The organism is Fodinibius sediminis, from assembly GCF_900182555.1.
GTDB classification, from domain to species: Bacteria; Bacteroidota; Rhodothermia; order Balneolales; family Balneolaceae; genus Fodinibius; species Fodinibius sediminis.
Genome location: NZ_FXTH01000018.1, coordinates 17,492 through 42,886, shown reverse-complemented (window position 1 = coordinate 42,886; position 25,395 = coordinate 17,492). Strand labels below are relative to the sequence as shown.

The 25,395-nt window shown below is 42.4% G+C and carries 19 protein-coding genes and 1 pseudogene; 9 read left to right on the top strand and 11 right to left on the bottom strand.

Features of this window, described 5'->3' with window-relative positions; translation table 11 throughout:
• Positions 1 to 23: 23 nt before the first annotated feature.
• From FN808_RS16360 to yiaK, 4 genes are read left to right on the top strand one after another with little or no spacing between them, the layout of a single operon-like run.
• The gene (locus FN808_RS16360) at positions 24 to 782 is read left to right on the top strand and encodes a DUF2249 domain-containing protein (RefSeq protein ID WP_142715695.1); all 759 of its coding nucleotides are present in this window, start codon (positions 24 to 26) and stop codon (positions 780 to 782) included.
• An 8-nt stretch (positions 783 to 790) separates the two neighbouring features.
• Positions 791 to 1,156, top strand: a complete 366-nt coding sequence (locus FN808_RS16355; protein ID WP_142715694.1) for a DUF488 domain-containing protein — start codon at positions 791 to 793, stop codon at positions 1,154 to 1,156.
• 7 nt (positions 1,157 to 1,163) lie between these two features.
• Positions 1,164 to 1,880, top strand: coding sequence for an SDR family oxidoreductase (locus FN808_RS16350; RefSeq protein ID WP_142715693.1), 717 nt, complete (start codon positions 1,164 to 1,166; stop codon positions 1,878 to 1,880).
• 41 nt (positions 1,881 to 1,921) lie between these two features.
• Positions 1,922 to 2,926 (top strand): 3-dehydro-L-gulonate 2-dehydrogenase, encoded by a 1,005-nt coding sequence (yiaK, locus tag FN808_RS16345; protein WP_221930087.1) that lies wholly within the window; start codon positions 1,922 to 1,924, stop codon positions 2,924 to 2,926.
• A gap of 189 nt (positions 2,927 to 3,115) precedes the next feature.
• Here the strand turns inward: yiaK and rnk are convergent, their stop codons facing one another.
• Positions 3,116 to 3,526, bottom strand: coding sequence for a nucleoside diphosphate kinase regulator (gene rnk / locus FN808_RS16340; protein ID WP_142715692.1), 411 nt, complete (start codon positions 3,524 to 3,526; stop codon positions 3,116 to 3,118).
• A gap of 83 nt (positions 3,527 to 3,609) precedes the next feature.
• Complete coding sequence (locus FN808_RS16335; RefSeq protein ID WP_142715691.1) at positions 3,610 to 5,013, bottom strand: cbb3-type cytochrome c oxidase subunit I; 1,404 nt, start codon at positions 5,011 to 5,013, stop codon at positions 3,610 to 3,612.
• A 152-nt stretch (positions 5,014 to 5,165) separates the two neighbouring features.
• Here FN808_RS16335 and FN808_RS16330 point away from each other — a divergent pair, with 152 nt between their 5' ends.
• From FN808_RS16330 to thiD, 3 genes are all read left to right on the top strand, one after another.
• A complete protein-coding gene (locus FN808_RS16330; protein ID WP_142715690.1) occupies positions 5,166 to 5,621 on the top strand; it encodes a nucleoside deaminase in 456 nt (151 codons plus the stop codon).
• Positions 5,622 to 5,920: 299 nt separating this feature from the next.
• Complete coding sequence (locus FN808_RS16325) at positions 5,921 to 6,697, top strand: YggS family pyridoxal phosphate-dependent enzyme (protein ID WP_142715689.1); 777 nt, start codon at positions 5,921 to 5,923, stop codon at positions 6,695 to 6,697.
• An 8-nt stretch (positions 6,698 to 6,705) separates the two neighbouring features.
• Entirely contained in the window at positions 6,706 to 7,521 is an 816-nt protein-coding gene (gene thiD, locus FN808_RS16320) for a bifunctional hydroxymethylpyrimidine kinase/phosphomethylpyrimidine kinase (RefSeq protein WP_142715688.1), read from the top strand.
• Between the two features lie 9 nt (positions 7,522 to 7,530).
• Here the strand turns inward: thiD and FN808_RS16315 are convergent, their stop codons facing one another.
• Positions 7,531 to 8,022, bottom strand: coding sequence for a DUF4149 domain-containing protein (locus FN808_RS16315; RefSeq protein ID WP_142715687.1), 492 nt, complete (start codon positions 8,020 to 8,022; stop codon positions 7,531 to 7,533).
• Positions 8,023 to 8,045: 23 nt separating this feature from the next.
• On the bottom strand, positions 8,046 to 8,510 hold the full coding sequence (locus FN808_RS16310) for an RrF2 family transcriptional regulator (protein ID WP_142715686.1): 465 nt from the start codon (positions 8,508 to 8,510) through the stop codon (positions 8,046 to 8,048).
• A gap of 1,204 nt (positions 8,511 to 9,714) precedes the next feature.
• Between FN808_RS16310 and FN808_RS16305 the strand changes: the two genes are divergently transcribed.
• Complete coding sequence (locus FN808_RS16305; RefSeq protein WP_142715685.1) at positions 9,715 to 11,364, top strand: MFS transporter; 1,650 nt, start codon at positions 9,715 to 9,717, stop codon at positions 11,362 to 11,364.
• A gap of 716 nt (positions 11,365 to 12,080) precedes the next feature.
• Positions 12,081 to 12,233, top strand: a pseudogene (locus tag FN808_RS16300) (integrase core domain-containing protein); the annotation flags it as partial.
• Between the two features lie 36 nt (positions 12,234 to 12,269).
• Here the strand turns inward: FN808_RS16300 and FN808_RS16295 are convergent.
• From FN808_RS16295 to FN808_RS16265, 7 genes are all read right to left on the bottom strand, one after another.
• Complete coding sequence (locus tag FN808_RS16295; RefSeq protein ID WP_142715684.1) at positions 12,270 to 13,202, bottom strand: dihydrodipicolinate synthase family protein; 933 nt, start codon at positions 13,200 to 13,202, stop codon at positions 12,270 to 12,272.
• Positions 13,203 to 13,240: 38 nt separating this feature from the next.
• Complete coding sequence (locus tag FN808_RS16290; protein ID WP_221930086.1) at positions 13,241 to 14,365, bottom strand: sialidase family protein; 1,125 nt, start codon at positions 14,363 to 14,365, stop codon at positions 13,241 to 13,243.
• A 269-nt stretch (positions 14,366 to 14,634) separates the two neighbouring features.
• Positions 14,635 to 16,740: a family 20 glycosylhydrolase gene (locus tag FN808_RS16285; protein WP_142715682.1), complete on the bottom strand. Its 2,106-nt coding sequence runs from the start codon at positions 16,738 to 16,740 to the stop codon at positions 14,635 to 14,637.
• Between the two features lie 4 nt (positions 16,741 to 16,744).
• Positions 16,745 to 18,217, bottom strand: coding sequence for a sialate O-acetylesterase (locus tag FN808_RS16280; protein ID WP_185958456.1), 1,473 nt, complete (start codon positions 18,215 to 18,217; stop codon positions 16,745 to 16,747).
• Positions 18,218 to 18,320: 103 nt separating this feature from the next.
• Positions 18,321 to 19,928: a sialidase family protein gene (locus FN808_RS16275; protein WP_142715680.1), complete on the bottom strand. Its 1,608-nt coding sequence runs from the start codon at positions 19,926 to 19,928 to the stop codon at positions 18,321 to 18,323.
• Between the two features lie 127 nt (positions 19,929 to 20,055).
• Positions 20,056 to 21,498: a RagB/SusD family nutrient uptake outer membrane protein gene (locus tag FN808_RS16270; RefSeq protein ID WP_221930085.1), complete on the bottom strand. Its 1,443-nt coding sequence runs from the start codon at positions 21,496 to 21,498 to the stop codon at positions 20,056 to 20,058.
• Positions 21,499 to 21,578: 80 nt separating this feature from the next.
• A complete protein-coding gene (locus FN808_RS16265; RefSeq protein ID WP_142715678.1) occupies positions 21,579 to 24,770 on the bottom strand; it encodes a SusC/RagA family TonB-linked outer membrane protein in 3,192 nt (1,063 codons plus the stop codon).
• Positions 24,771 to 25,395 lie beyond the last annotated feature (625 nt).

Below are 25,395 nucleotides of genomic sequence, written 5' to 3'. Positions count from 1 at the left end.
GTTTCAAAGCTAAGAATACAATTATGAGCAATACAACTAACACAACTCAGGAACTGGACGTACGTAACCTTATCCCCATCAAAAGACATGAAAAGCTGTTAAAGCTTTTTAAAGATCTGCCTGTTGGTGAAAGCTTTATTTTCATCAACGACCACGACCCCAAACCACTGTATTATGAGTTTCGGTCGATATACGGGAATGTAGTGGGCTGGGAATACCTGCAGCGTGGCGGCCAGGAATGGAAGGTAAAAGTAACCCGAACCGAGGAGTCTAAGGGTCGCGAATTTGAGGATATTTCAACCCTGATGGATCTCCGCGAAGCCGATAAAAGCGACTGGAAGCATATTGTTTTCCACCGCTACGGCATGATGATGAAAGGAGATACGATGGAACTGATCGCTGAAGAAAATCTCGAAGAGATCCAGAACATTTTTAGTAAGAAGTTCACCAACGAATATAAATGGGAAAATAAAAAGGAAGAGCCGGGTGAATATGTCGCCCATATCACCAAAAAAGAAACCGGTGACGGTATTGCTGCAGATGATGCAAGCGTTGTAAATAAATTTGATGTGCGCCCCCATCCCCCGGCCAAACGGCACGATATGATCTTTGACGCTTTTGACGAGCTGGAGCCCGGCCAGGCGTTCGTGTTTACCAACGACCACGATCCCAAGCCGCTGTATTATCAGATGGAGGCCGAAAGCGAGGAGTCCTTTGAGTGGGAATATCTGCTGGCTATGCCCGAGGAATGGAAGGTAAAAATTACTAAGAAGTCTCAATAATTTTATTGATGGATAAACAACCCATTGTAATCAAACGAATATATAAAAGTCTATCTAAAAATGACGGCTACCGCGTACTGGTGGACCGCCTTTGGCCCAGGGGCATCTCCAAAGAGGAGGCCCAGCTTGATGATTGGGCCAAAGAAATTGCCCCTTCTGACGAGCTACGCAAATGGTTCGACCACGATCCTGACAAGTTCAATGAATTTAAAAAACGCTATAAAAAAGAGCTTGAAGATCACAAAAGTAAACTTGACAAGCTGGTGAGAAAGTCAACTAAGAAAAAGGTAACACTGCTGTACGGCGCAAAAGACCAAGAGCATAATCAAGCAGTAGTTTTAAAAAAAGTTCTCGAAAATAAACGACAAACCTAAGCATGCTATGAATCTAAAATCTAAAACGGCGATCATTACCGGTGCAAGTAGAGGGCTCGGAGAAGCATGCTCCAGGGCCTTAGTCCAAAAGGGAGCAAAAGTCTACGGCTTAGCAAGAAGTTTAACCAAGCTGAATAAAATTCAACAACAAATTGGTGACGGCTTTACACCTGTCCGCATAGATATAACCAATGCAACATCGATTCAGAATTGGGTAGATGATACTTTTTCTACAAAGCACTTCCCCGATATTCTTATCAACAATGCTGGGAGTGGACATTTCGGGAAAGTTGATGAGATGCAGCAGGAGAAATGGTATAGTATGGTTGATACCAATATCAACGGAATTTTCGAATTGACATCCCGAATTGTACCTCTATTGAAGCAGGCGCCCAAAAGTTCACACATTATAAATATTGGCTCTATCCTGGGAACATTAGGTAACCCGGAAATGTCAGGCTACTGTGCTACGAAATTTGCGATCCGAGGCTTTAGTGAAGCACTCTTCAAGGAGCTTAGGTATGATAATATCAAGGTTACCTGCATTAATCCCGGCTCTATAGAAACAAATTTTTTTGAAGATGCAGGAGTTACTCCACATGAACACATGCTTCAACCAGAAGATATCGCAGATACCGTCATTCATATTCTGGAAACACCAGCTAATATGTTGATTAACGAGGTTACCATGCGACCGCTTAATCCCAATGCGCCGGGAGAATAGCAGTAGCATTACCAATTATACAATTTTAAATTCAGCGGTATATGATGAGGCGAAGCTTTAAAGAAATTTATGACAAGCTGTTTCATATTCTTAAAAAGTATAACTTTCCTGAGGACCGGGCCCGCTTAATTGCCCAAACACATACCCAATCGAGCTGTGACGGCGTCTATTCGCATGGACTCAATCGCTTTCCGCTTTTTATAGATTATGTAGAGCGAGGATTAATCGACGTAGCTACCGATCCAGAAAAAGTGGGCTCTTTTGGGGTCATAGAGCGTTGGGATGGAAAGCTAGCGCCCGGCGTCTCCAATGCTCATTACTGTATGGATCGTGCGATGGAGCTTGCACAAAAACATACGCTGGGCTGTGTGGCCCTACGCAATACCAATCACTGGATGCGCGGTGGTACTTACGGATGGCAGGCCGCTGATGCCGGAAAAATTGCTTTATGCTTTACTAATACAAAACCCAATATGCCGCCCTGGGGTGGCCGAGAAAATCGGATTGGAAACAATCCTTTCATTGTAGCTATTCCAAGAGAAGAAGGCCATGTTGTATTAGATATGGCTACCTCTCAATTTTCACTGGGAAAAATGAATACTTATAAGCTAAATAATGAGCCACTTCCATTTGCTGGGGGCTGGGACAAAGAGGGAAATCTAACGAAAGATCCGGAAAAAATACTTGCCACAGGCCATGCCCTGCCAACCGGCTACTGGAAGGGGTCGGCATTGACAATCGTTCTGGATATGTTAGCCGCTCTGCTTTCTGATGGAAAACCAACCCATAAAATTGAAGAAGATAAGGAAATCGGCATTTCTCAGGTTTTCATCTGTATCGATCCTTCGACGTTTTCGAATCCTGATTTGAAAGGTCAACTATTAGATGAGATCATTAATCATGTACATGATGTTCCTCCCATGCACGAAGGAGACCGTACCTACTATCCCGGAGAACGCACGCTTGCAACTCGAAAGGATCACCTGGAAAATGGAATTCCGGTCAGTGAGTCAGTGTGGGAAAATATCGCACGGCTTTCAACGTGAGCTCAGTTACACTCCCAAGATTCTAAGATCGCTTTAGAAAACCGTGTCACCCTGAATTTATTTCAGGGTCTGTAAGCAGAATTCTTAATTAATAGCTTTTAAAACGACATAGCAGAAGATGCTGAAAACAAGTTCAGCATGACATAGGTGGTATTTCAAAGCGCCCTCTAATGTAATTTCTGGATTTCCTTATAAATCATAGTGACCAGCTGCTTCGGGCTGATATACAATCTCATCTACTTTTATACGTGTTGGGCCTGAAGGAACAATCCAATCGATGGTCTCCCCCTCACTATATCCGATAAGTGCAGCCGCAATAGGTGAGAAAATTGAAATAAGATTTTTTTCAATGTTAGCATCCTCTGGGTATACAATCTTAAGTTCAACCCGTTTACCACTTTCAACAAATGATATTTTAACTTTTGAATTCATAGTAACCACATTATGTGGCATCTCTTGTGGTTCAAGAATCTTAGCCTGTTCCAGTTCTGCGGCCAAACTCTCTGCCTCATTATCAGAAATAGCTCCCTTGTCCTGGGCTTTTCTGATACTGTCATATATACGTTCGTAATCTAATGAGCTTAATATAATTCTATTCATGGTCGTCCTTTTTCAAAGATTACAAAGCAACTTGTTTTATTTTAAACATACTGAATTTCGATCAATTAAAGGCATACATCTTGTCATGTCAGAATTGACTTATTATTCCTTTTCATAGTCCATATTTTAAAAATTATCCAAAAGAAAAAGAGTCCGCCGAAGATTGCTGCTAGCCCTCCCAAAGCAGCGACAATCAATCCCATGTATATCTCAATGGAATCTATGTTTTGATCGGCACCAAACGTTTTTCTGGCAAGCCCATAGCTTCCTGCATAAGCAAATCCCACTACAAAAATAAATTGTCCGGCCCCAAACAACATTGGTTGTATGGCAGCATACTTCTTCAACCTAATACTGTACTCGTATCCGTAGAATTCCATCAATAGATAAGCCATACTCATAAAACCAATCGTTATTCCGCCCAGTGCTGCATGATAGTGGGCAGGAATTAAAACATTCGCCCCATCTATAAACCCACCCATTATAAATCCAATTACGATAAAAGATATGCTAACCGATAGTCCGGTAAAATATGGATTACTTAATTGGCTCTTGGAGAAATTCCCTCTATTTATTTTCCTAAAGAACTTAACAGTTATGATCAGAATAAAAATAGTAATTACAGGAAAAATTCCCCACTCCATATAAAAGGTAAAACCCCTGGTATACATTGGATCCGTTGTTCCATTTGCCAACAACATTGGGGCAAACAAGGTTGGTAAGATAAATGCCCCAAATAAAATAATAGCCCATTTATAAGAAAGTATCGTTTCCCCCAATACTTTTTTTCCCAGCATAAGCCATATTGAAGACAGAGCAGCCATATTGACAAACTGCAACAGGTGCCCACCTCCCCAAACCACCAATTCGTAGTATCGCTTAGAATCATCCATTGCAGGTGTCATCCACCAGGACATTAAAAATGTAAGCAAACTTAGAAAAAGCAGAATACCTGTAGCTTGTAAACCAGCCACAGATGCTTTACCTAAAGGCGAACGATTACCAATAGCAGAAGTAGATAAAAGTTTTGGACTAAATACCGTAAGGATAACTCCAAAGGCTATTAACAGTAAACTAAAAATGAAAAAAGCATGATCTAAAAGTGGGATATAGTCCGTCATTATTGGTTTTGCTCCTGGCACAAATATCATTGAAACCAATAAGCCACTGCCAAAAAGCGAGATTAGGAATGCAACGTCAAAGGATGTATCGTTTTCCCACGTTGATGGAATAAGAACAAACAGGCTGCAAATAAACGCATAAACCCATACCAGTAAAGCTAAATTAACATGAACAACTAAGAGCCTTCTTATCCACTCTGTGTTAGAAATCAATTCACTAATGAATGGCGCACGTCCAATTAAAAAAGCTCCGGATAATAAACCTGCTAAAATTAATGAACCCAGGCTTAGTTTAAACCATTTTTTTGATATACTGGATACATTCGATTGTATATGTGAACTAGTTTCTTTGTAACGATCAGGCATAAAAGTTTATCTAATAATTCCAAAAACGGTGACTTTTTCAATCATCATCAAATTGAAGGGCAAGTTGTTAGATATAAAAATGGTCAGATAGGTTACAAAAATTATCATTTAGCTCATTTTCATAAGATTCCTCTTAATACAATACTTGAACAATGAATCATCAAACTTATATAAACAAAGCTGTTAAATTAGCTCAAGACAATGTCCAAAATGGAGGCAAACCTTTTGGTGCCGTAATTGTAAAAGATGATACGGTTATTGCCACCGGCATCAATAAAGCCGTACAAACCGGGGACACCACTTCACATGCCGAAACGGAAGCCATCCGAAAAGCAGGAATAGAAGGGAAAAGTAATCAGCTTAAAGGAGCTACTTTGTATGCTAGCGGCCATCCCTGCCCGATGTGCTTAGCAGCCAGTTATCTGGCAGGTATAGAAGAAATCTACTACGACAGTACGCTCGATGAAGCTGAGAAAGTAGGATTGGGAGTTTCCCACATCTATGAAGAGCTAAGGAAAAATTTGGATCAGCAAAAGCTACCGCTGAGGCAGTTTTCTTCCACAATAGAAGTCAACCCTATTAAACAATGGGCAGATAGTGAGAAATAATTATATTTCGATTACATAGCACCAGAGATAGAAAATCAGATCATTGCTGCAATAGACTTAACGGGTGGAAGTGCAACTATTTAATTGACCTTTATTGTGCCCAAAGATCCTGGTAGTTATACCTATATTCGCTCATTATTAAAAAACCTATCGGTTTGTCTTCTAAATAATAACTAAAGTAATAAAAGGAATCGTTCATAGACCACCTCCCCCTTTTCTCTTATCTATATAGAAAAAGTATATTAAAAGTGGTACCCTATTACACAAAGAAAACCTCTTTTCAATAAGCTATATTCTTTATGTCCGAGTTCGATTCCCTTCAAAAAAATATCAATAGTATAAAGAATCGAATTGAAAATGCTTGTCTAAAGGTAGACCGTAACCCCAATAATATTCAGCTTATCCCGGTAACCAAAACAGTCGAAACTGACAGAATTCTACAAGTGGTACGCATGGGATATCCCGCTATCGCCGAAAATCGGGTGCAGGAAGCACGGCGAAAGATCAAACAAATGGGACAGACAGCTGAACAACTGGAATGGCACTTTGTGGGTCACCTCCAAAGCAATAAAGTTAACAAAGTGGTACGCTTTGCTTCGATGGTGCAGTCTATTGACCGCATGAAAATTGCCGAAAAAATGAACCGTCGGTTGAATAAAGTAGGCAAACAGATGGATGTGCTGATACAGGTCAACGTTTCCGGTGAAGAAAGTAAATATGGACTTGCACCAGACAATACTTTAGCATTTATAGAAGAGTGCGCCAAACTCGATCATCTCAATATTAAAGGACTGATGACTATAGGACTATTCTCTGATGACTGGCCCAAAGTACGTCAGGGTTTTCGGGAACTTCGTAGATTACAAGGTAAGATCACCGCACTACAGATTGATCACGTACAGATGCAATACTTGTCCATGGGCATGACAAATGATTTTGAAATCGCTATCGAAGAGGGCGCAAATATGATACGTATAGGTCGCGGTATATTTGGGGAACGAATGCATCCCGATTCCTATTACTGGCCAGGCATCAATGAGGCAAAAAGTCATCACCAGAATACGAGAAATAATTAGCTGTACTAATGAATTCAGTTTCTGAGAACACGGTCCCAACTGCCTTAACCATCGCCGGGAGTGATCCCAGTGGAGGTGCTGGCTTGCAAGCTGATCTTAAGACATTTTCTCATTATGGTATCTATGGGATGACTGCCATCACCTGTCTAACGGCCGGTAACACTCAGGGAGTATCAGAGGTGAACCCTATAGATCCCTCCTTTATCAGACAACAATGTCAAAGCGTAATCCAGGATATAAAACCATCCGTCACAAAAACGGGTATGCTTTTTAGTAAAGAAACCATCGTGGCCGTAGCTGATGATTTAGCAACTATCTCCTGCCCCATTGTGGTTGATCCCGTTATGGTTACCAAGCGCGGGGATATCTTGCTATCAAAGAATGCTCAGAACTATTATATCGAGCATCTGTTGCAACTCTCCGATGTTTTAACTCCCAATATTCCAGAAGCCGAACTTTTGACTAAAGAGCAAATAAACAACAGCGACGATATGGAACAAGCTGCAAAACGTTTGTTAGAAATGGGTTCTAAGTCTGTGGTCATTAAAGGAGGACACCAAAAAGAAAGCAAGAACTCAAATGACCTTTTCTTTGATGGGAATGAGATGATCTGGTTGACATCAAAACGATACCCAACCCAGCATACCCATGGAGCAGGTGATGCTTTTTCAGCTGCAATTAGTGCCTTACTGGCAAAAGGGAAATCGCTGCGTCAGGCGGCTGAGCAAGCCAAGCAATTTATTATTCATGCCATTAAAAGTGCGCCTGGCCTGGGAAAAGGTCAAGGTCCTATAAATTTTTCCTTATCACATCATCCAAAATAGATTTAGGTATTATCCCCGTGTAAGCCGAATCGCATAGTATAGAATTGCCAATCCAAGGAGAAAATTTATGCGGCCAATCCAGGAAGATATTTTCCGAAACCTCTGTGTTTGTATTGCTTCTTCATCTTCATTCATTAGCCGGGCAGCCTTGGGACCAGCATAAAAATCATGAATCCCACTTAAGATAAGCACACCTGCAAACAAATGAAGCTTTATAAACAAATGCGATCCGAATCCACTGTCCCAAAAAGAAGCGTTTAGCAAACTTCCCAAGGGAATACCTCGGCCTACTAAATTCGTAACTCCTGTAACCAGTAAAATCAGAAAAAGGAACCACGAAATTTTACTAAACTTTTCGCCTATAATCTTGAAAAAGGTACCCCGATTTTGAACCAGTAATTTATTCCTTGAAGCTGGTACTAACACAGCAACGGTAAACATCATGCCACCAATCCAAAAAATAGCCGAAAGGATATGAATATAGACTGAGATATAATACATAAAACTACTTCTAATAATAGCTGTCAATTATCTTTTGGGAGCCAATCGAAAGTACCGTCTGCTGTGATACGCAAATTACCCTCCTTTCCTTTGCGTGCCAAATCAGTCAAGGTGGTTTCCTCCAGCATCACTCTGATTTCATCTCTGGTATCGGCCCACTGTTCATGTAGCGGACAGGGTTTGGCTGTGCCACATCCCGGCAATCCCAAAGCACATTCGGTAAGTAAGTCCATACCATCAATCGCGGCGACTATTTCAACCAAGGCAACCTCATTACCATCCTTTTTAAGTCGAACTCCACCCTTAGGCCCCTTTTGTGATTCCAAAAGACCAGCTTTCGTTAGTTCCTGCATTATCTTCGTTAAAAAGTGGGGAGAAATATCCAAGTCGTTACTTATCTGCTTGATAGAGATATATTTACTGTTAGAGCTGGATGCCAGATATAGAGCCCCACGCATTCCATATATACACGATTTTGATAAGAGCATAGCGTTATTACATATTTAAGACTATCTTGTCTCAAATATAGAAATTTTTCTTACATATTCTTATTAACTCTGAATGCAATTTATTAATGACTGTACTTATTAAGTAGAAACTATCTATTATACTGGTAATACTTAGAGGTATGCTATTGAGATGACTATAATATTGAATGATATAGATCACCCTCAACAAATTTATCAGGATAGACCACTGATACTCATTCTAAGTTTCTTTAGGATGTGATAATAAATTTCGGGAAACCGTTTCCCCTTATTCCTGTTCGGTACTACAAATAGTACTACATGAAATCCCAAAATCGCAGCCCATTTCGCGCACAGGAATATATCGCATAGATTACGGATCAGGGGGCAACTATATCCAATGAATAGTTTTCACAGCTTTCCTACTCGTTGTTACACATGATGTAACATGACACCTCAAAATCAACCTCTATGAATCATAAAGCCATATATCAGTTTGGTTTCGGATCTGAAAGTTGTGGGTTCGAGTCCTACCGGGCGTACTTAAGTAAAGTGCCCGTCATTTTTTGGCGGGCACTTTTTATTTTAGTTTCATTTTATCCTAACTGGAAAACACGGGAAAGCTCATCTTTTCTCCATCCTGATGTAACAAATGATGGTACATGGAATGTCAGTTTTACCTGGTGTTTATCTTTTTGCGACCATTACACTGATAGACCAATTATGACCCGTACCTTAAGGATTTGGAAAATTCGAACTCTGTTTGAAATGCAGGCTTCCCTGGAAACTATACCATTCTAACCTAGAGTTTTCGGGCAATTTTGTGCTATTATACTACTAGACTCTCGTATGAAGGCTTCTATATTCGGGGCTTTACCAGGGAATTGGCACAAAAATCCGTTGTATTGGCCATACGGTGGATTCCTCAACCGCTGGGTGCAGAGTTTTTATAAAATACCATCTTCGATAGCCAGATTACCCCCCAAGGAGCCGCACCTACATAACCTGCAGACTGCTGCCAATTTACTGGATGTATCCACGGAAGTATTCATTCAGAAGAGCTAGGTGTGGCTATTATTCGCAGCTTTGTCACCAATCGGATAAATAATTTTCTTCAGCTATAAAACCTAAGCTTTTGCCTTTTTTACAAAACTCAGTTATATACCAAAAAACTTGTTTCTCCTTATTAATCATCAACAATCAGAATAATAGGTAATTGCCAACATTGGATTCATCTTCAAATTCTATCGGCGGCATCATTTATGCCCATAAAGCAGCTTTTTGGGCTGGGATATTGGCTGTAACAGTTGGTGTAATCCTCCATCTTCCGATGTATCTCAAGGCTAGTGAAACAGGCTACCGGCTGGTAGGTATGCCGATGGATATACCTATGATGATCGGAATGGTTCTGATTGTTGCCGGACTTCTGCTCACCCTCTACGGATTAATCCCAAAGTCTGAATCTCAACGCTCTGAAATAATGAACCTGAAGGTGCGTGCTTTGGATGATGCTCCTATTCGTTCATCACACGTCGCATTGCTTCTGGTTATGGCCGCTGCTGTAACCATCGATGTGATGAAACCCACTACCCTGTCCTTTGTGCTTCCCGGTATGACCGAAGAATACGGACTTAAATCCCCCTTAAATCCCGATGGAACTGTTCCCGCCGCATTGGTTCCCTTTGCAGGAATTCTAGGTACCGTCATTGGTTCTTTTGTGTGGGGATGGCTGGGAGATACTATCGGACGACGCGCTTCAATACTGCTGGCTGCTGTAACTTTCATTGGCACCAGTATCTGTGGCTCAATGCCTACCTATTCGATGAATGTTTTTATGTGTTTCATTATGGGACTTGGAGTCGGAGGGATGCTCCCGATCATGTATACAATAATGGCCGAAACCATACCCGCACGCCATCGGGGCTGGATTATGGTACTTATAGGCGGAGACGTTATTGGAGCCTACATTTTGACTAGCTGGCTTGCCGCCGAGCTAGTACCCATATACAGTTGGCGAATTCTCTGGCTGATAGGCCTGCCTACCGGCGTATTTCTTATTCTGCTCAACAACTGGATTCCGGAATCGCCTCGCTACCTGCTTACCCGCGGACGCCATGAAGAGGCAAAAAAAGTAATGCAACGATACGGTGCCAAAATTATCGAGGATGAATCGACCAAACTTAATGTTGAAGAAAACGTGCAGGATCGTCTCATCCAGTTATTTCAACCGCCGTTTCATAAGATCACTTCAGCGGTCATTCTGTTGGCACTCGGGGTTGGGTTCGTCTCTTTTGGATTCCAGCTTTGGATCCCATCCAACCTGCAAAATATGGGTTTCACGGAAGCCGAAGCTAACTACATGCTTCGCGATTCTGCACTTATTGGATTCCCGCTTAATTTTCTCATAGCCTGGATGTACGGTAGATGGAGCAGCAAGAACACCCTGATACTTTTAAGCGGATTTACTGCTTTATCGCTGCTCGGCTTTGCCTTTGCGGGAAGTGCTGTAGCCGATAACCAGCCTCTGCTCTACGCCCTGCTGGTTATGCCCATATGGGGAATCAGCTCAGTAGTAGCAGTACTTTCTGCATATTGTGTAGAGATTTATCCTACCCGCCTGCGATCTCGTGGCAGTGGTTTGGGAGCTGGTATAAGCAAAGCAGGAGGTGTAATAGTAATCGGATTAGTTGTACTGTCAGTGGCTTCACCTTCTATTCTCGGAACATCTCTTATTGGTGCTGTGCCCATGGGGCTTGCTGCGATAGCTCTGGCAATGTTTGGGGTTGAAACTCAACAGCGTCAGCTTGAGGATATTACTGCTGAGCAGTACGGGAACTGGTCGTTTCAAGCAGTTGAACAAAAGCAAACAAGTTAGAGGTTCTTTTTAACAGCTCTACCTCATTACGGTCTATTTCACGCACAGAAATATCTCGTTTAGATTACGGATCTAGAGGCATATTTCTCCAATGAATTGCTTTCCCAGCTTTCCTATTAGTTGTTACAAATGATGTTACATAAAATCTCAAAATCGCTCTCTATAGAGCATAATACCATATTACAGACTGTCTTCGGATCAGAAGGTTAAGGGTTCGAATCCTTTCGGGCGTACTCTCTATAAGCCCATGACTCGCAATGAGTTATGGGCTTTTTTATTCATCCTTAAGTTATAGTATTTAACGTTAATTATTGTTTCGGGACAAGGCTGGGACAAGGATTCCTCCTGCATCATTTTAAAATTAACTCCTGTGTAGGCTCCCCTAAAAGTTGACCGTATGAAAGTAGATAAAATTTACTTATTGAGCCCCTCCCCATTTATGTACCAGTCAAAAGTACCAGCCGTCATGCAAATGATCCTTGAACTAACTTCTCAAAAGAACGACCAGTGATGAGTTATTTATTCAGACTTTTAGGAAAGAGGCTTAGACATTGATGAATGTTCAGATCGGCTTCTATACAAGATCTGAAAAATTAAAAATCTGTAGGATTCGGTTCTGAAACGTACTTACCTATATAACCATTGAAAGTCCTTAAGAGTAGGGGTAATCTTCGCTTAATTAGGGGAATCTTCAAAACCGGTTTTTTTGAACTTACAATTGGTTCCTTTCCCTCAATGATGCCCGCCAAAAGATTGAGGCTTGGAGGAGCGACTATAACTCCTTTCGGCCTCACAGCTCACTAGGAGATTTAACGCCGAATGAGTACATTCATAAACATCATATATTGCCCGATTCTCTACATTTATGAGTGGGTGAATTATGAAGAGGGGGGCTCACCCACTATTTAGCTAACTGCCTGTTTGTGAATAGTATATTTAAAGAAGTCAGCTTGCTTAAGATCCTCTTCCAGTGATTTTAGCTCATCCGATTTGATAGTTCTTAATGGAAGTCGGGCAGGCCCACAATCCAAGGCTAATAATTTCATTACTCCTTTCGCTGCACCGCCATAACCATACTGATCTATCAAGCGTACAAATTCCATCGATTTTCGCTGAAGTATGCGAACTCTCGACAGTTCTCCATGATCAAAAGCATTGATTATTTCATGATAGAGGTGAGGAAATAAGTTATAGGTACTACCAACAAAACCGCGTGCTCCCAGCATAAGTCCACAACTCATTAGCTCATCATTGCCAAACATAATATCATATTCGCCATCATTGTATTCTAAACACCGGCTAAAATCTATTAAGTCACTATTGGTAAATTTAATCCCTCTCAATGTGGGAATCCGGGTTGATGCTTCGGCCAGAAAATCGTACATCGTAAAATCCACGCCCGATAGGGCGGGAATATGATAATAATAGAACGGCAGGTCGGGTGCTTCCCTAACTACTTCCCTACAAAAAGAAACGAGTTCACTTACAGTCCCGGGCTTTCTGTAAAATGGACCTACCATAGATATTCCTGCAACCGAAGTACATTGGGCTGCATGAGATGCAAGGCCTTTAGCATCATCAATGCCAGCATGGCCCACATGAATCAAAAGCTTAAATTCATCGTCCACTGTATCACTCCAGGCCTCCGCAAGATCCTTTCGTTCGGCTGTCGTGAGTGATAGCCCCTCGCTGGTTGATCCATTAATAAAAACTCCTGTAATGCCAAGCTGGCGAAATCGCTTATATAATTTTGGAATTAACTTGAGGTTAATACTCCGATCTTGATTCATTGGAGTAAACGGTGCTGCAACTAATCCTTTAATTTTTTGACTATCCATCTTAGAAATACTGTTTAATAAAAATTAAATTATAAATTTTATGCTCTTTGATCTAACTCGTCCATGGTAAGACGAACACTCACGATATAAGGCTCCTCCCCTTCGATCCAGTGCCCGTAGGTGGTAGTAACAATTGTACCGTCTGGTAATAGCTCCATGGCTGGATACGCGCAGTCCCACTCATGCTTATTGTCCATAAGCCGCACGCGATACTGCCCTTCCCGCTGGGGATTGAGGATATCATCATAAGTTCCAACCCAAGCTACCCAATCACCCTTAGTTGGTGAAATGTGAGTCGTATCCCGGAAAGAAATAAATAACCGTCCGTCGTGGGTATAAATAGCTTGGTGACGATCGCCGGTTAAAGCTCCGGGTAATTCTACCGGCTCACTCCAGGTCGTTCCTTCATCATCTGAAAAAGTCACAAATGAGTTAAACTGGCGGCTATTTTCACGTAAGAGCATGGCTATCTGGCTACCATCGGGAGATCGCAGTACTCCAGGCTCACAGAGATCGGCTTCCCGATGAGTAGCAACAACCACCGGATCGGTCCAGCTGAGCCCTCCATCAGTGGATCGCGTCTTATAAACATAAAATTGTCCGGCCTCACCTCCGTCATCAATAAATCGACCATCATCATGGAAAAAGGCCATATAGGAACCGTCTTTAAGCCGTAACAGATCCGACATGGCAACAATACCTCCGAAATCTCCAATCGGTTCCAAGGAGGACCACGTTTGTCCATTGTCTTCTGAAAATCCCATCCTGATAGGATATAAACCGGAAAACATAATCAACCGCTTGGTCCCGTCTGGACCTACAACTGGATAAATCGTAGGAACTTCCCTGGAAGTTGACCAATTATCAGGCACCGGCAACCGGTCGCTCCAGGTTAGTCCGGCGTTAGTACTTTTCTTCATCACAATTTGCCCACCCCCGTGTCCTTTGGGATATACCGTGTACATCGTTTTTTGATCGTCCAATAATACCGTGGTTGGATGTCCCAAATACTGTCCTTTCTCTCGATCTACTACAATCTGGCGGTCGGTTTCATCTGCTAAATCAATCAGTGGTATGTTATATCCTCGTGGCTGATCATAACCAGTCAACAGAGTGTTTCCACTCCCAATGTTGAGACTGGACAATACAGTTGAACCTGCCAATAAAGTCGTTAGCTGTAAAAAGTCAAATCGCTTCATAAGCTATAGTGGTTTATTCTTTCTATTATCAATTTCTTTTGAAGTGGCCCGAGTTTTCGATTCTCAATGGCCAAACAGGCAACCCTGTTCATCTGTAATAGGTTACTTATAAATAGGATGTTCGACCATAGTTCATTTTTCACTTAAATCCTTCTGGTACTTGTTCAATTAATTCCTAATATACATTATTACAGTATCCGGCATAATAACCTGAACTTATCCATTCTTTTGCATCACTTCGCTGCCTTCTGTTCATTTTGTACTGAAAACTTTATATCTCTGGCGATCCGGGTTGTCCCCTTATCTTGATTTACCGGAACGAATGTAAACATCCACTTCCAGGCGCTGCCGCCATGGGGAACCTTTAAAAGTACTTTATTCCATCCTTTTTGTAAGACGATTCTGGTAGGAACCCGGTAGTAATAGTCTTCGTTGGAAAAAGGTATTTCGCTGGATTTTACAGACACTCCTGGATTATTCCACTGGGGCGGAACCACCTCCTCATCATTTATCCATACTTTAGGTTTCGTTTGATCCCACTCCCCCTGCACAGGCGTTGGTCCTCCTCGACGTCCCCCTGATCGGCTCCAGTTATTAAATCCGATCCAAGCTCCCACACGCTGCTTTTTATGCGAATAAACATAGGTAAGTGCATAAACCGTCCCGGAATCCTGCTCTACAGGTGAAGGAAAACCGAAGAAATGCTTCAAGTGGATAGTGCCTCCATAAAGTACTTCATCGTGCCACTCATGAGATTCCCCATCAACGAAATATTGATCCTTAATCTGCGTCTCCACAGGAAAAGATCTACTCATATCACCATTGTGATCAAATGGACCGATAATTCGCCATGGGATATGTGCATTTTTTAAGTATGGAAAAGGCTTATCCCGAAAGTAACGTTCGCGATGGATAAGCAGCCGTGATTCAAATTCCCGGAACTCCAGATATGCTTCCGTAGAGTCGGGTGGAAGATTACTCCAATATTTTCGGCCATAACTTTTTTTCTTTCCGGTCCATACGGCTTCACTGTAGGTAACCATGCCGGGATAAACCGGATTTTGACGCAATAGATTAATTTCGTGCTCAACGCGATTATCATGCCACAGACAAAGCTCTCCACCCAAGCGCTTTTCATTTCCAAACGCTGCCCGAGTAGGCTGCTGGAAAAATAAGCGGTACATTCCGGCCAGCGGATCAAGATGATTAAGATAATTGGCACGCGAATCAACAAACGGATGTCCCTTTCGGGGTTCGGTGTTTCCCATCCAGAGCTGGTCTATAGAACTGCTGTCCTCCGGAACCTTGATGCCCGGCTTCCAGTGAATAACCTGCCTATCATGACTGTGAACACGCTGAAATATAGGCTTTAAAAAATCCGGATCTACCTGTTCCGATTCACGACGGGCTTCGTCAGTACCCAAATGGATATAAGGCATCTTCACTGCGGGCACTAAACCGACCAGTTCTTCAATCACGTCTAAAATAATTTGCTGAACCCGTGGTGTATTCATTGAATCGATATCCAACGCTTTGCGGAAGGCTTCCGTATGACCCGGAATATCAAGCTCAGGTATAACAGCAATATGATGCCGGGCGCTAAAATCGACCAGCTCTATAAACTCCTGCTGGGTGTAAAAATGACCCGGTTTTCGACTGGTCGCATTTTCAGACTGCAGTTCCGGGTATTTTTTACTTTCCAGACGCCATCCCGGGTCATCGGTAAGGTGTAAATGCAGTCTGTTCATCTTGTAGTTAGCCATGACCCTTATCTGCTCTTTCAACTGCTCAATTGACTGGTAATTCCGACCCAGATCAACCATATACCCTCGGTATTTAAAGGCCGGCCAGTCCTGAATGGTACAACTTGCTAAAAAATTTTTCCTCTCTCTTTGGGAGATTAACTGCCGCAATGTTTGAGTTGCATAATATACACCCGCTCTGTTTTCGGCTACTATTTGGGAATTCTTATCCGTCTTCAGCTGATAAGCACCTTCATAGCTCCTGGGATTTTGAACGTTTCCTTTACGAATTGATATAATAAAATCGGCCTTTGACCTACTCTTTACTTCACTTAGACCTTTTGCTTTCAATATTTTTTGGAGATGCTTTATTTCACCTGAAAAATCCCCCGCTGAATCCACCCAGTAATCATTAATCATTATATCATCAGACTCACACTCTATTATTTGAGGCGCTGGTATAAGAGCTGGAGATTTAACTTTACTGGATTGACTTGCTGCAATCATCGGTAATAATACAACAGCTAAAAGAAATAAGCATCGCTTTACAATACCGAGGCTATTCATTTTGAATCCAATACTTTTTGTTAGTTCCACTATCCTAAAAGTTCCCCGGTAATTCTATTTTAAAAGGCCAGGCAGGTAATCCTGCTTCATTTATAAGGTTCACTTCCGGATAAGGGGCCCAACCATATTTAATTTTTGTCACCGAAATCTCTTCTGGTATTTGTATTCGCAAGCTATTTCCACTAACGGTCATGGTATCTGGTGTAATGATCTGTTCCCTGGTCCCCGACCTATTATAACCCTGCAGTACCAACCCATTGGGCGAATTGCCGTTTGTGGTAGCAAGCTTTTCGGCATGGTCAAAAGTAATGGACAGGATACTGTCTCGCAGCTGATAATTTTCGAACTTCGGACCTGAAAAAGGGATGGATTCCCCATAAACTTTGCCAAGGGCTATGCGACTTAGGCGCCGGCCTATTGGTCGTTTCTTCGGAGGATGCACATTTGAAGGACGCCTTGGGTCTCCCAGATCTACTGTCACGGTCATACTGGTATTAGGAAGCTTTAGCACATCCTGTTGCCCTTTCCGAAACTCCGGCCAACGGTTTCGTCCCTGTATAGCCGGGAGCTGAACATATAAAAAAGGAAAACTGCCCTGTTTCCAGGCCTTCCGCCAATCTTGAATCAGAGTTTTGAACAGCCGGGTATGCTCATCAGGATAATTCGCATTAGATTCTCCCTGGTACCATAAAACTCCCCGTATGCCATAGGGAATGAGGGGAGTAACACCGTGGTCATATAAATAGAAAGGGGCAAACGGATGCTGATAGGCATTCACTTGGCCCGATTTTAGTGCCTCTCCAAGGTTCTCCTTGACACGTGAAGCGATAAACGGGTGCAGCTCCTTTACTGAGAACCAGTTATCTTCACCACCGGGTATATATTTTTTCAATTTTGGATTATTCCGCAAGGCCTTCTTGCTAAGCCAGGCCTGGGTTGGTGAACCCCCGATAGCATTTTGGATAATACCTACCGGTACATTCAAACTATCCTGAAGATTTTGTGCAAAGTAATAGGCCACTGCCGAGAATTCCGGTGCTGTATCCGAACTACTGTGCTCCCAGGAAGCCGACTGATAAAAAGATCCATGTACTATTTTCCGGAGTTCCTCTTCGGTATAGGGTTCGGGGCTGAGGTGCACGCCCTGCTCCATTTTGAATAATCTTATGTCTGGGTGTTTTAGATTAGATTTAACGCTGTCGAAAACTTCAGATTGTCGTAGCGGCCAAGCCATATTCGACTGCCCGGAAGCCACCCAAACCTCTCCTACCAATACATCTGTAAAATTAATAGTATCAGTTTCAGTGGCAACCTGCAGGTCGTAGGGACCTCCAGCCGAGATTGCAGGAAGCTTAACACTCCACGAACCTATGCTATCAGCAAGTGTTTCCCTTGAACTGTTCTTTAATTCAACAGCTACGGTTTGGCCGGGTTCTGCCCCACTGCCCCAAATAGGGATGGGGGATTCTCGCTGCACCACCATATGATCACTGAAAACCTTAGGCAACCTGAGCTGTCCAAGTAATGGAGAAGCTTCCAATAGAAGCAGAAAAAAGAATATTAACGAACCGGAGATTAATCCAAACCAGGTCTGATAGTATGTCATTAGTTTAGTTTTTAAGACCTTCTGCCTGCAGTTCATCCAACGTTACCTTTTGGAAATACAGATCGCGCACTCCTTCATATAATATTCCCACTGTTTGCTCATCTACCGCGGTCATACAGGAGTAGCCAAATCCCTGATTTTCATTCAACAACAGCTGCTTATCATCCGGCCAGCTCATACCATCATCCTTACTCATCTTTATAGTCATCTTTTCCCGGGCTTCCGTACTATTCGGATTGGAGAATAATAAACAATGTTTGCCCGACTCCCCTTCCAAATACGGAAATTCGATTAAGCTTGCCATGCATACAGGCTCAACTAGTGCTGAACGGGATGTTGGATGCTTTTCCCAGCTTTCACCTAAATTATTGGTGGTATATACAGAACGGACTCCGCCCCTGTTATCCCGCATATTGAGCATTAAGGAACCGTCGCTTAATTCAACAACCTGAGCTTCCGTAGTATTGGATTTTGCGCCCGTTCCAATTTGCCATGTTTCTCCATGATCTTGGCTGTATATTATCGTTGCATAGGGCATACCCTCTTCATTTTTAAACTGAGCAGGAAAAACAAGTGTGCCGTCCGTCATACTAATACCTTTTCCCGGTCCCTGCAGAAGCAATGTCCAGGCAGGATCCTTAATTTGTTTGGTAATATTAATGGGATCGGACCAGGTTTTACCATCATCCTCACTTTTTGTCAACATAAATTGTCCGGTTTCTTTGGGTTCCAGCCCGGGACCAGATGCATTCCAGGCCCGTTTACCAGGCATCCCGTGTGTCCACAGAGCAGCTACCCAAATCGTACCAGTCTCCCGATCCACTAAAATGGACGGATCGCCAATACCATTCTGTTCTTCTGGCAACCCTCCCCATTCTTTCATATCCATAATAATTTGCATAGGCTCCCAGCTTTCTCCTCCGTCGATACTTCTATTAATGCCCACGTCAATATCCCCCTGAAGATCGCTGGAATTATCATAACGTATGTCATAAGCAGCAATAAGTGTTCGCTCATTGGTGGTAACCAATCCTGGGATTCGATAGGTGTCTACTCCATTATCTCCTCCCTGTCGCAACGCAATTCCAACCTTCTTAGTAATTCCAGGGGAAGCTTCTTCAGGTGACCAACGAGTTCCATTATTAAATGTAATTTCTTCGAGACCGGCATCAACGACATTTAACAGATCCGTATCATCATTGAGTTCATAGGATACCCAAAAATTATTCAGACCAGTTCCCAGCAGTTGATTACCCTCTATGATCATTTCTTCCTGAATATTTTTTATTCCTCCAAAATGTATGGCTTCTTCAAAACCTGTATCCGCCGGAGCATACAGGACTTCTACTGATTTTAGATTTTCAATCTCAGTTGTTCCTTCTGTCGTAATTTTCAGACTTTTAACCGTCTTTGGAGTATTATTCTCATCGACAGACAGCTGTACTCTCAATACCGGATTTCTTTCTTTACCGATGAGCACCGGTGTCACTTTTTGATGAGTAGTTAGTTTCTCTTGTGCTACCTTATTTACAGAAGTCCCTGAATTCTTGCATGCTGCAAAAACAAACAAAGCTGCGACTGATGCCAGTAAAAGCGTTTTAAATGTTTTCATATTCGAAACCTTTCAATTATTTAAAAAAACCCGGCCCTAACTTCCTTGCCACAGACTTATGAGCAAAGGAACTAAGGCCGGGAAGGGGAAATATAGCGGCTAATATTTATAGTCTAGAAAGATAAAATTAGTATCCCGGGTTTTGTTCGAGCTCTCCATTCTGACTCAACGTACTCTCGGATATTGGCCATAACAAGAGGTGATCTTCTCCCTGACGATCCTGCAACGATGGCACCAATTCAAAGGCTTTGCCAAAGCGCACCAGATCCCACCAGCGCTTACCTTCAAATGCCAGCTCACGCAACCGTTCCTGAAGTATTGCCTCGCTGTTAGCCTCTTGCGTGCCATTTACGAAAACATGATCAGTGTAGTCATCCCCATACGCACGTTGACGTACTTCATTAATTTCTGAACTGGGATCCTGTCCCAATCCATTCTTCGCTTCAGCTATCATCAATAAGACATCTGCATAGCGATAGAGTACCACATCATCTAAGAACTTACGTGCTCCGTCTTCTACAAAGCCACGGAATTTAGTTACAGCAGAAGTTAAGAGCGCAGAATCACCCTCTTCTACCGTGTAAACTTCAGCAAATGACCCATCCTTACGACTATCATCATCGCTAAACTGCTCTCTAAGCGTTTCGGAGGGCGCCCATCGATTGAGGCCGCCTCCGGTCCCAATAAGTTCTGCAGATTCTTCGTCTACATTCGACGGGATCTGATCATTTCGAATGTACATATTATTATTATACATCCACCCAGACTCCAGGTCTTCGAAATGTATGGCCATTAGAATCTCACGATTACCCTTATTCTCATAGCGGAAAATCTCATCAAAGTTTTCTAACAACCCGACATCAGCATTTTGAACTTCCTGTAGCGCTGACAAAGCAGTACTGAAATCGGTCTCCCCACCCCCCATACGCTTGGCGGTCCATAAATAGACATTTCCCTTCAAGGCATTGGCGGCTGGTCGGGACCATGTACATCTGCAGCTGGGGAAACTATCATCCGGAAACAGGCTAAGCGCCTGATTCAGATCTTCCTTAATAAGGTTAAAAACTTCACTTACATCGGCACGCGGCTCTCCGGTGGCTCCATCAAAACCTTCGATCGGTTCTGTAACCAACGGTACATCACCCCAGGTTCGGGCTAAAATGAAATAAACATAAGCCCGCATTGTATAAGCCCTGGCTAATGCGCGCTGCTTTTCAGACTCATTTGTAAATGTTACATCCGGAATCTCACTGATAGCCAGATTAGCTGTATAAATAGTCGTATAAAGCCGCAGCCAATTGGGTCCCGCGTAGTTTGCATCTATGGTATTTTCGAAATACCGCTCTAACCCTTCCGAAGCCTGCATTCCATAGGAGAGCTCCTCACTACGTCCAGCGCCCCAGATATAAAGGTTAGAAGAAGCCTGTGGACGAAACCATTGATACATCCCATTAAGTCCACCCCGTACATCCTGTTCATTTTCCCAAAAGGAATTAGCAGTAATTGAACTGGTGGGGGATAATTCCAGATTATCAGTGCACGATACGACCGTAAAAAAGCCTACTATCAAAAACGCTAGTTTGGTTAAGTTATTCATAACACTTTTCTGAATTTCTTGAAATTTTGTATTAAGCTTACACATGATCTCTCTTACAAACCGATTTCAACTCCCAGAATAAAGCTCTGTGGATTGGGATAACGGCCGCTGTCTTGTCCACCTTCCTCCGGCAACAATCCTTTGTAATTGGTTATGTAATGGAGATTATTACCAGTGGCGTAGGCCCGGATATTTTTAAACCCAGCTTTATTTAACCACCGTGCCGGAAATGTGTAGCTAAGGGTAATCTCTCGTATTGCGAGATAATCACCTTTTTCATAATAACGGGTATTTCCTCTAAAGAGATTGTTCTGAGCAAGCTGATCTGCCCAGTAATAACGCGGAACGTCTGTCTGATCTCCCTGCTCTTTCCAGGACTCTTCCACAACTTCCTGAGATATATTGATATCTCCTTGAAACTGTCCATTAAACCGGGCTAAGCTTTCATGGTAAATGGTATGACCAAGTGCAAAATCTGTACGGACAAAAATATCAAGATTTTTATAATTAAAGGTACTGGAAATACCGCCCGTCCAGTTTGGAAAACGATTACCCGCATATACTCGATCGCGGTTGTCAATAACACCATTATCATCTTTATCCAGCCATTTTACATCACCGCCGAACTTGGTCTTGTCAGTTCCAGTTACAAGTTCATCTACGGGACCATTAGCCGCTTCCTCATCGGTAGCATATATGCCCTCCTGCTGATAAGCAAACATATCGCCAAGACGTCCACCTTCCTGGAGGCCCCCTTTGTAAACGTATTCACCAGATGCCCGATCATAGACCAGGATACCACCTATACGATTATTTTCATTATCATTCTCAGGAAGCTCCAGAATTGTATTCTGGTTGTAAGAAGCATTGGCTCCCAAAGACCAATTTAATCCGGATTGATTTCGAAGAATATCTGCTTCTACTTCAAACTCTACTCCTTTGTTTTCCAAAGATCCCAAATTTGTAAGTATGCTTAGAAAGCCCGTATAGTGCGGAAGTTCAAGACTCTGTAGGAGATCGTCGGTAACTCTACGATAATAATCCGCAAGGAAGGTGAGGCGATCATCAAACAAACCGACATCAATTCCGACATCCACCGTGCGTGAGCGCTCCCATTTAAGATCCTGATTAGGCAAACGGCTACTCGCCACTATTGGTTGGCCGTTATACTCGGATCCTACACTGTATTGCCCTTGTGCATGGAAGTCAGACAAGCCGCTGATATTTCCGTTTATGCCATAGCTTGCTCGTAATTTAAACGAAGAAATTTCTTCCGGAACTGCTGACCAAAAGCCTTCTTCATGCATATTCCATCCTGCAGAAACTCCAGGAAATAAACCCCATTTACTATTATCGCCTAAATTCGAAGCCCCATCATAGCGCGCTGATGCAGAAAGTAAGTATTTCTGGTCAAAATCATAACTGACACGACTGAAATAACCAGCTATAACCTGGTGGGAAGTACTACTTGAAACCGCTGTCTCTTCAGATGCCGCATTCAAGGTTGGAATATTATCCGTTGCAGCTCCCCTGCCGGCCGCATACAAGTTATAGTTCTTGCGATCATAGTAGGAAAATCCGGCTTTAGCTGAGAAATTATGATCCTGGCTAAAGGAATTTGCATAAGTAAACACCCCATCAACCTCGCGTTGCCAATAAAGGCTATGGGACGCCGAAGCATTTCTTGAATTAATAAACTGGGTAGCGGTATTGTAATACGATTTCTGGAATGAGTTATCAATACCCTGAACTGTATAGAGTGAAGCAGAGGGCTCAAAACTAATATTATCTGTTATATCCCAGATACCACTCAATCCGAGCGTCAGCCGGTTCAGATTATTTTCAGCCAGACTTCGGTTTAAATGATATACCGGATTCCCCATGGATCTATTTTGTCCGGGAGCCAAGGTCCCATCCTCATATCGGAATTTAGCTGTTTGTGGTAAAGCTAAAGCACGCTGAAAAATCTGGTTAATACTAAATACCTGACTATCACTTGAGTTGCTAAAATTTACATCTGCACTTACGCTAATGTTGTCGCGCACCTGAACATTTCCACTTGCATCAAAATTTAGACGCTCATAGCCAGTTTCGATAGCCGCTCCTTCACTATTTAGCCACCCCAGACCAACCCGGTAAGTAGCTGTTTCAGAACCCCCCGAAGCTGACAGATAATGATTGGTTGTCACAGCCGTCCGGAATAGCTTATCCTGCCAGTTAGTACTATTGAATATAATCGTTTTAGAAGGATCCAGCGGGTCTGGCATACTTTCCCACCCTTCATTCAGCTTGTGTTCATTTTCGGGAGTCAAATACTGGGGAGTAAAAGCGGTATTCTTGGTTAGATCATTACCCGTACCAAAACCATTGGCCCAATCAAGACGTCCAAGGTATTGTGGATGTTTTTCACCAGTTGCTGCCATTCCCATCCGGCCGTATTTAATGTATTCCCGAGCCGATCCCAGATCATACTTATCTCCTAACTGTGAAAACTGTACGCTGCTGCGATAGTTTATCTGTGTGCTTCCAGCCTGTCCTGACTTGGTTTCTACGATAACAACCCCATTAGAAGCCCGAGCACCATATATAGCGGTAGAAGCCGCATCTTTAAGCACTTGAATACTCTCAATATTATTAGAACTAATATCATTAAGGTTATTTCGCTTAACCCCATCTACTATATAAAGTGGCTGCGCTCCTTCTGGATTACTAATAGAGGTACCACCACGAAGAATAATTCGTGGAGCAGTTCCCGGTTGTCCGGTAGTGTTCTGAACACGCAAACCCGAAACATTACCCTGCAGTGCAGATCCAATATTTGTAAAAGGCACATTGTTCAGGGTAGAAGTATCCAGTTTGGAAACGGAAGTGGTCAATGTTCGGCGGGCCTGCTCCCCATAACCGATTACCACCATTTCATCCAGTTCTTCTACATCTTCAACCATTACTACATCAATGGTTGATCGTCCTTCAACCGAAATCTCGCGGGTAGCAAAGCCTATAGAACTAAATACCAGGGTCGCTTCAGGTGATACTGAAATTTCATACATACCGTTTGCATCGGTAGATGTCCCTGTTGTAGTCCCTTCAACAGTTATATTTACACCCGGTAAGGTTGCACCTGTTTCCTGTACTGTTACGGTTCCTGTTACCGTAACTTGATCCTGAGCCAAAACTTCCTGACACTGCCATAGTAGCACAAAAAACACTATTAGAAGTTGAATTGAGCGTAACTTAATATTCATAGTATTGAGTGTTTTTAAGTTAAACCTTTACATACATTATTTACATACATTTCCTTACTATATTTCCCCTAACTAGGTTACCTTTCCTTATTATTTATAGATTTTCGTTATTATTTATAAGCCTCCAAGCCTATTTCAAAAGCATTATGCAGAACTCAAAAAGGGATGTCTACTCAAAAATTGATTCATACTGCTACTATATTGATATTTATTAAATATTTATTAAATAAATAATCAATTACGTGGTAATTAAGGGAAGGATATTACCAATACACTATTTTCGAATGGTTTAAGGAGCAAGCAACAATTTGTAAGAAAAAAAGATGGTTAATTATTCCATCTTCCTTTTAACGTCAATAATAATAGTAAACACGTTGAGCAGTTAGATTTAATACTTAAAAGTAAGCTTTGTTAAACTTATGGTGCCGTTATTGAGCCATGTGTTTCTTAGCTACCGTATTAAACCAGGTTCCTTGTTTAAATGGCTTAAACCCCAAAAATTGATTCCATCCCCTCGGAGTACTGATGACACAAAATCAAGCAAAAGATTTTTGAACTTATTATTTCTTTTATTATTTACCCTTAAGCCCTCCAAGCCAAAGGATAAAAAATGAGAACCTATTTT

Coding starts and splice junctions, on each gene's coding strand:
- FN808_RS16330 (WP_142715690.1), top strand. CDS start 5,166: ATGAATCATCAAACTTATATAAACAAAGCTGTTAAATTAGCTCAAGAC.
- thiD (WP_142715688.1), top strand. CDS start 6,706: ATGAATTCAGTTTCTGAGAACACGGTCCCAACTGCCTTAACCATCGCC.
- FN808_RS16275 (WP_142715680.1), bottom strand. CDS start 19,928: ATGAAAACATTTAAAACGCTTTTACTGGCATCAGTCGCAGCTTTGTTT.
- FN808_RS16350 (WP_142715693.1), top strand. CDS start 1,164: ATGAATCTAAAATCTAAAACGGCGATCATTACCGGTGCAAGTAGAGGG.
- FN808_RS16295 (WP_142715684.1), bottom strand. CDS start 13,202: ATGGATAGTCAAAAAATTAAAGGATTAGTTGCAGCACCGTTTACTCCA.
- FN808_RS16315 (WP_142715687.1), bottom strand. CDS start 8,022: ATGTATTATATCTCAGTCTATATTCATATCCTTTCGGCTATTTTTTGG.
- FN808_RS16360 (WP_142715695.1), top strand. CDS start 24: ATGAGCAATACAACTAACACAACTCAGGAACTGGACGTACGTAACCTT.
- FN808_RS16355 (WP_142715694.1), top strand. CDS start 791: ATGGATAAACAACCCATTGTAATCAAACGAATATATAAAAGTCTATCT.
- FN808_RS16325 (WP_142715689.1), top strand. CDS start 5,921: ATGTCCGAGTTCGATTCCCTTCAAAAAAATATCAATAGTATAAAGAAT.
- yiaK (WP_221930087.1), top strand. CDS start 1,922: ATGATGAGGCGAAGCTTTAAAGAAATTTATGACAAGCTGTTTCATATT.
- rnk (WP_142715692.1), bottom strand. CDS start 3,526: ATGAATAGAATTATATTAAGCTCATTAGATTACGAACGTATATATGAC.
- FN808_RS16265 (WP_142715678.1), bottom strand. CDS start 24,770: ATGAATATTAAGTTACGCTCAATTCAACTTCTAATAGTGTTTTTTGTG.
- FN808_RS16310 (WP_142715686.1), bottom strand. CDS start 8,510: ATGCTCTTATCAAAATCGTGTATATATGGAATGCGTGGGGCTCTATAT.
- FN808_RS16335 (WP_142715691.1), bottom strand. CDS start 5,013: ATGCCTGATCGTTACAAAGAAACTAGTTCACATATACAATCGAATGTA.